At 68.3% G+C, this 6,880-nt stretch carries 7 protein-coding genes and 1 pseudogene; 6 read left to right on the top strand and 2 right to left on the bottom strand.

Features of this window, described 5'->3' with window-relative positions; translation table 11 throughout:
* Positions 1-11: 11 nt before the first annotated feature.
* The 6 genes and pseudogenes from SSP24_RS38650 to SSP24_RS38675 all read left to right on the top strand — a co-directional run bounded on the left by SSP24_RS38650 (position 12) and on the right by SSP24_RS38675 (position 4,692).
* The gene (locus SSP24_RS38650; protein WP_141315340.1) at positions 12-1,073 is read left to right on the top strand and encodes a 2-aminoethylphosphonate ABC transporter substrate-binding protein; all 1,062 of its coding nucleotides are present in this window, start codon (positions 12-14) and stop codon (positions 1,071-1,073) included.
* Between the two features lie 109 nt (positions 1,074-1,182).
* Positions 1,183-1,962, top strand: a complete 780-nt coding sequence (locus tag SSP24_RS38655; RefSeq protein WP_141315342.1) for an HAD-IIA family hydrolase — start codon at positions 1,183-1,185, stop codon at positions 1,960-1,962.
* A gap of 145 nt (positions 1,963-2,107) precedes the next feature.
* Entirely contained in the window at positions 2,108-2,671 is a 564-nt protein-coding gene (locus SSP24_RS38660; protein WP_141315344.1) for a hypothetical protein, read from the top strand.
* A gap of 6 nt (positions 2,672-2,677) precedes the next feature.
* The gene (locus tag SSP24_RS38665; protein WP_141315346.1) at positions 2,678-3,343 is read left to right on the top strand and encodes a class F sortase; all 666 of its coding nucleotides are present in this window, start codon (positions 2,678-2,680) and stop codon (positions 3,341-3,343) included.
* A gap of 52 nt (positions 3,344-3,395) precedes the next feature.
* A pseudogene (locus SSP24_RS45610) lies at positions 3,396-3,552 on the top strand (class F sortase); the annotation flags it as partial.
* A gap of 93 nt (positions 3,553-3,645) precedes the next feature.
* Complete coding sequence (locus SSP24_RS38675; protein ID WP_141315348.1) at positions 3,646-4,692, top strand: glycoside hydrolase family 6 protein; 1,047 nt, start codon at positions 3,646-3,648, stop codon at positions 4,690-4,692.
* A 53-nt stretch (positions 4,693-4,745) separates the two neighbouring features.
* Here the strand turns inward: SSP24_RS38675 and glxA are convergent, their stop codons facing one another.
* Both glxA and SSP24_RS43625 read right to left on the bottom strand, forming a co-directional pair.
* Complete coding sequence (gene glxA / locus SSP24_RS38680) at positions 4,746-6,683, bottom strand: radical copper oxidase GlxA (protein ID WP_141315350.1); 1,938 nt, start codon at positions 6,681-6,683, stop codon at positions 4,746-4,748.
* Positions 6,680-6,880 (bottom strand): hypothetical protein (locus SSP24_RS43625; protein ID WP_141315352.1); only part of this gene is annotated, 201 nt, incomplete at its 5' end. The genes SSP24_RS43625 and glxA, both read right to left, overlap by 4 nt.

Genomic DNA, 6,880 nt, shown 5'->3' on the forward strand with positions numbered 1-6,880 from the left:
TTCACCTCGCCATGCCCGCAAAGCCCCGCAAGCCGATCGCCGCCGTCCTCGGCAGCCTCGCCCTCGCCGCCTCCCTGACCGCCTGCGGCGGCAGCTCCGCCGCCTCCGACGAGAACGTCGTCACCGTCTACAGCGCCGACGGCCTCAAGGGTGAGCACGGCGACGGCTGGTACGACCAGGTCTTAAAGGACTTCGAGAACGACACCGGCATCAAGGTCGAGTACGTCGAGGGCGGCTCCGGCGAGATGGTGCAGCGCGCCGTCCGTGAGAAGCGCAACCCGCAGGCCGACGTGCTCGTCACGCTCCCGCCGTTCATCCAGCAGGCCGACAGCAAGGGCCTGCTCCAGAAGTACGCACCGAAGGGCTCCGACCAGGTCAACGGCGCGGACAAGTCGGCCGACGGCACCTGGACCTCGGTGGTCAACAACTACTTCGGGTTCATCTACAACAAGCACGCTCTGACGCAGGCCCCCACCACCTGGGAGGAACTGCTCGACGCGTCGTACAAGAACAAGCTGCAGTACTCCACGCCCGGCGTCGCAGGCGACGGCACGGCCGTGCTCATCAAGGCCATGCACGACTTCGGCGGCGAGCGGCAGGCCATGGACTACCTCGGCAAGCTCCAGGCCAACAACGTCGGCCCCTCCGCCTCCACCGGCAAGCTCGCGCCCAAGGTCGACAAGGGCGAACTGCTCGTCGCCAACGGTGACGTCCAGATGAACTTCGCCCAGTCCAGGTCCATGCCCAACCTCGGCATCTGGTTCCCGGCCCGCGAAGGCGGCAAGCCCACCACCTTCGCCCTGCCCTACGCCGCCGGCCTGGTCACGGACGCCCCGCACAGCGAGAACGGCCGGAAACTCCTCGACTACATGCTGAGCCAGAAGGCGCAGGCGCAGGTCAGCGAGATCGGCGGCGGCTTCGCGGCCCGCCAGGACGTCAAGGCCACCGACGCCAACGCGATCGCCCTGACCAAGCTCATGGACGGCGTCGAGATCTTCGAGCCCGACTGGAACGACATCGACAAGAACCTGACGAGGTACGTCGACGCCTGGAAGTCGGCGACCGGCAGCTGAGCCGCGTGGGGTCAGGATCAGCCAGGCCTGACTACCCTGGGGTGCGTCGGTACGCCGTGGTTCCGGCGACCCGCTCATCCCGCACGTACGCCAGGAGTGATCGACGCACATGGCAGACCGCAAGCCCATCGACTCATGGCTCACCGACATGGACGGAGTGCTGATCCACGAGGGCGTACCGATCCCCGGCGCAGACGCCTTCATCAAGAAGCTGCGTGAGTCCGGAAAGCCCTTCCTGGTGCTCACCAACAACTCCATGTACACCCCGCGCGACCTGCACGCCCGGCTCAGCCGGATGGGCCTGGACGTGCCGATCGAGAACATCTGGACGTCCGCGCTGGCCACGGCGAAGTTCCTGGACGACCAGCGGCCGGGCGGTTCGGCGTACGTGATAGGCGAGGCGGGCCTGACCACGGCGCTGCACGACATCGGGTACATCCTCACCGACCACGAGCCGGACTACGTCGTCCTCGGCGAGACCCGGACGTACTCCTTCGAGGCCATGACCAAGGCCGTACGGCTCATCCTCGGCGGCGCCCGCTTCATCTGCACCAACCCGGACGAGACCGGCCCCTCCACCGAGGGCCCGCTGCCCGCCACCGGCGCCGTCGCCGCGCTGATCACCCAGGCCACCGGCCGCAAGCCCTACTTCGCGGGCAAGCCGAACCCCCTGATGATGCGCACCGGCCTCAACGCCATCGGCGCCCACTCCGAGACCAGCGCGATGATCGGCGACCGGATGGACACCGACGTGCTGGCGGGCATGGAGGCCGGTATGCAGACCTTCCTGGTGCTCACCGGCCTGACCAGGCCCGAGCAGGTCGAGGACTTCCCGTACCGGCCGTCGAAGATCGTCGACTCGATCGCGGACCTCGTGGACCGCGTGTAACCACCTGCGGGTCCACGCATCCGCCGTCGTAAACCACCCTCCGGGCATACCTGGGCAAAACCCACCCGTACGGAGCAGTGCCGCCCCCACAGAGGATGCGGGGGCGGGTCGTGCGGGGGAGTCTCCAGGTATCTGGAGGTTCACGATGGGTTCACTGCGACTCACTCTCTGTACGGGCGTCCTGGCCGCCACCGCCACCCTCACCCCGGCGGCCCACGCGGCGGACGGCGGTGTCTCGGTCAGCCCCTCCACCCCGGCCCCCGGCAGCGACCTCACGCTCCGGGTGACCGGCTGCACGGGCCGGACCGGCATCGCCTCCTCGCCCGCCTTCGTCACCGACGCCCGGCTCAGCGGCGCGGACGGCCTGCTGACCGGCGAGACCCGCGTCCGCTCCACGCTCCCACTGGAGCACTCCTACGAGGTCAAGGTCACCTGCGACGGCACGGACGGCCCCAAGTCGATCACTGCACCCCTCACCCTCACCGGCGCCCCGACGTCCCTGTCGGCCCCCGACTCCCCGTCGTCCGTGTACGCCTCCCCGGTCGCCCCCGTCAGTGCGGGCGGCGGCGGTACGGCGAGCCTCGCCGCGGCCGACGCCCGCAGCACCGGCCCCAACACCGCACACGCCGTCACCGGACTGGTCCTCGCCGGTGCCGCCGGTGTCGCGGTCGTGGTGCTCGGCAGCCGCCGCAACCGCCGGACGGGTTGACCCATCATGTCCGACCGGGAACGCTCCATCGGCACGGGGAGGCTGGTCACCGGCGTGGTCTGGGCAGTGCTGCTGCTCGGGCTGTGGCTGTGGGGCCGCGAGGTGACCGACGTACGGCACGGCATTTCCGCGCCCACCACCGGCGACATGGCGGCGGCGGGCCGCCCGCCCGTCGCCGACCTGCCGCCCCCCGCCGAGCCCCTGACCGGCGCGCTGCCCCAGCGCCTCGACATCCCCGGCCTCGGCGTCCAGGCGCCGGTCGTGGCCCGGGGGCTCGACTCGCAGGGTGCGGTCGATCCACCGCCGTACGACCAGCCGGCCGTCGTCGGCTGGTACGCGGCCGGCACCAAGCCGGGCGAGGTCGGCACCGCACTGATGGTGGGCCACGTCGACACCGAGACCCGCCCTGCCGTCTTCTACAGACTCAGCGCCCTCCAGCCCGGCGCCGTCGTCCGGGTCGTCCGCGTCGACGGCAAGGTCGCCGAGTTCACCGTCGACGACGTCAAGGTCCTCAGCCGCGACCACTTCGACGCCCAACAGGCCTACGGCGTACGCAAGTCCGGCCGCGCCGAGTTGCGCCTGATCACCTGCGGCGGCACCTTCGACCGCACCACCCGCAGCTACACGGCGAACGTGGTCGTCTCGGCCTACCTCACCGGAACGGGCCTGTAACAGCTCCCGGCCAAGCCCGACGGCGGCCTCGTGGGGGCAGTGCGAGGTACGTCGTGACCGGTTCGACGCCCAGCAGGCCTACGGGTGTACGGAAGTCCCGGCGGGCCGAGTCGCGGCTGATCACCTGCGGCGGCACCTTCGACCGCACCACCCGCAGCTACACGGCGAACGTGGTCGTCTCGGCGTACCTCACCGGAACCGGCCTGTAACAGCTCCCGGCCAAGCCCGACGGCGGCCTCGTGGGGGCAGTGCCACCTATGTCAGGATTGGGGCTGATACCAGTGCACCCAAGGGGGAGTTGGATGTACGGCAGCAGGGGGGCGGCCGGAGCGCGGGCGACCGCGGTGGTGCTGGGGGCGGCACTGCTGATCGCGGGGTGCTCGTCCGGCGACGGCGACGGCGGCGACGACAGTGACCGGGACGGCGGCGACAGGACCAGCGGCGCCGGGATCACCCAACAACCCAAGGACGCCGCCCCGTTCTGGGTCAACCCGGACGGGAACGCGGCCCAGCAGGTCGCCGACTACGTGAAGAGCGGCAAACAGACCGAGGCCGACCAGATCCGCAAGATCGCCCAGCAGCCGACCGGTGAGTGGATCGGCCCGGAGAACCCCGAGCAGGAGGCGCGCGGCTTCACCGAGGCCGCCGCGAAGGCCGACCGTACGGCCCTGCTCGTCCTCTACAACATCCCGCACCGCGACTGCGGCCAGTACTCGGGCGGCGGCGCCGCCGACGGCAACGCCTACCGCGCCTGGATCGACGGCGTCGCCCAGGGCATCGGCGACCGCTCCGCGACGGTGATCCTGGAACCGGACGCAGTGCTGCACCTGGTGGACGGCTGCACGCCGGGCGAGTTCCACGAGGAGCGCTACGCCCTCCTCACGTACGCCGTCGACAAGCTCAAGTCCCAGCAGAACACCAAGGTCTACCTGGACGCGGGCAACGCCGGCTGGGGCCACCCCGACCAGATCTTCGAGCCCCTCAACCGCGCCGGCATCGCCCAGGCCGACGGCTTCTCGGTCAACGTCTCCAACTTCTACTCCACCGAGGACTCCATCACCTACGGCAAGCAGCTCTCCGCCAAGGTCGGCAACAAACACTTCGTCATCGACACCAGCCGCAACGGCAACGGCCCCTACACAGAGGGCGACCCCAACGAACGCTGGTGCAACCCTCCGGGCAGGGCCTTGGGAGAAACCCCGACGACAAAGACGGCTGATCCGCTGGTGGACGCCTACCTCTGGATAAAACGCCCGGGAGAATCGGACGGCGAGTGCAAGGGCGGCCCGAAGGCAGGAGCTTGGTGGCCGACCTACGCCTTGCAACTGGCGCAAGCCTCAACCCCCTAGGGGCGCGGGGAACTGCGCGACCAGCCCCCCACAACCCGCACCCGCCAACGGCGCTAGGGAACCCTCACCCACTGCGCCACACTCGGCGTCCCCTGATCATCGGTGACGAACAGCATGTACCACCCCGACTGAACCAGGTTCCGATTCTCGGGAACCGTCACGGTGACCTTGTCACCGGACGTCGTGAAGTCCAACGCAATGGACCGCTGATCCACATCCGTCACATGCGTCGAAGCACTCGGCCGAATCAACCGCACCTTCTCGATCGACGCCGCGTGCTTCGAGGTGAACACCCCCGACTCCCCACGCTCAATACTCTGCGGCCCCCCGGACAACGACGGCCGAGACCCCCGATACAGATACGGCGGCGTATAGATCTCGATCCGCTGCTCGAACTTCCCCGGCTTCGTATTCGCCGCATCCCCGAACAACGAGTCCGACCCGAAGAACATCACCCGCCCATCGGGCAACAGAATCGACCCCGCGTGATAGTTCCGCCCCACCAGGGGATCCGCGACCCGCTCCAACTCATTGCGCTCCGGGTGGTACAGCCGCGCCTCCAGGATGTTGGAGTCCCCGCGCCCCCGATAGTCCTTCGAACCCCCGGAGATCAGCACACTGTCGTCCGGCAGCACAGAAGCCTGCGGATACCGGGTCCCCTTGCCCAGCGACGGCCCATCCACAAACCGCGGCTCATCAGCCTTCAGATCCACGATCCGCGTCTTCTCACTGGACAGCTTGGACTCACCGACCCCACCCCCACCGATCACCATGTACTTCTCGTCCTGCGCGGGCGGAAGCAACACGGAGTTCGCGGTCTCCAGCATGTTCGCATCGCTCATACCGGGCACCTTGGTGAACTTGTTGGTCTCCACGTCCCAGATCCCCGGTTCCCGCCCCACATCATCCGGCCCGTACCCGGCGTTCGCCCCGGAGTAGAAGACCTTCCCGTTCTGCATCAGGAACAGCGCCGGATACGTCGGAAACTGCCGCTCCTTCTCGGTGTAGCTCCATTTCCTCGTCTCCGGGTCGAAGATCTCGTTCTTCCCCGGCACCAACTGCCCGATGTCATCCAGCCCGGACACACTGAGGATCTTCCCGTCGCTCAAGGTGGTGAGCGTCGGATACCAGCGGGCCTCCTTCATCGGATCGACCTTGATGTACTTCTCGGCGACCGGGTCGAACTCGTAGGCGTCCCGGATCCCCTGGAAGTCCTTCTTGTCCAGCGCCAGCTTCTGCGCGATGCCGTAGGTGTTGCGGGCGTCGGCGCCAGTCAAGCCCTGCACGCGGTAATTGTCCTGCGTGCCGGTCTCGTACTTCGCGCCTTCCCTGACGGCCTCGACATAGATCCGCCCGAACCCGGGGTCGTTGCGCAGAAACCGCCCGGTCGCCTTGTCGAAGACCTTCTTCGCGCGCGGCACCAGCACCGGGTCCTTGGAGACGAACGTCTTGCCGTTCTCCTTGCCGGTGAACTTGGTGCCCGCGGGCAGCGTCATCGGCTTGTCCGGGTTCTCGTTGTAAACGATCATCAGGCCACCGGCCTTCTTCACATCACCCTTGAGCTTCTCGTACCGCTTGGTGCCGCCCGCGATGAGCAGATTGCCGTTCGCCAACTGTGTATGGCCGGTGCAGAACAGGTCGTTGGGCGTCGGGATCTTTTTGATGGTGCCCTTGACCGGATCCCACAGTCGCGTGTCGAACTTCTTCGCGTCGAAGTTGTCCTGGTTGTTGCCCGAACCGGCCACGAGCAGAATCTTGCCGGTGTGCAGCAGCGCCGCGTGAATGGTGTTCTGGCGGTACTCCTTGGGGAACTCGACGATCTCCCAGCGGCCGTTCTCCGCTTTGTACGCGGGTCTGTTGATCCGGTACTGGTGGTACTTCTCGGACCCGACCTGATAGAGCCATGGCCCGTTCGCTCCGGCCAGCGCGAGTACCACCGCCGCGGCTATCGCGAGTCGACGGGCGCGGCGGCGTCCGGCACGGTCGTTCATTCCTTACGCCCCCCAAGTCCACCCAGGGCGATCTGCATGGTCTGGTCGTCGCCCCCGTGCGCGGCCACCCACGTGGGCCGCTGCCGGGGCGCGTGCGGTGCGTAGGGCGAGGCCACCGAGTGCGCCGGAGTCGGGGCGGGCACCGCGTCCTGCGGCTCCGGCGCGCTGGGAGCGGCGGCCGGCTGCTGCTTCGCCCG

It is taken from the genome of Streptomyces spinoverrucosus (assembly GCF_006539505.1).
In the GTDB taxonomy this organism is placed as follows: Bacteria; Actinomycetota; Actinomycetes; order Streptomycetales; family Streptomycetaceae; genus Streptomyces; species Streptomyces spinoverrucosus.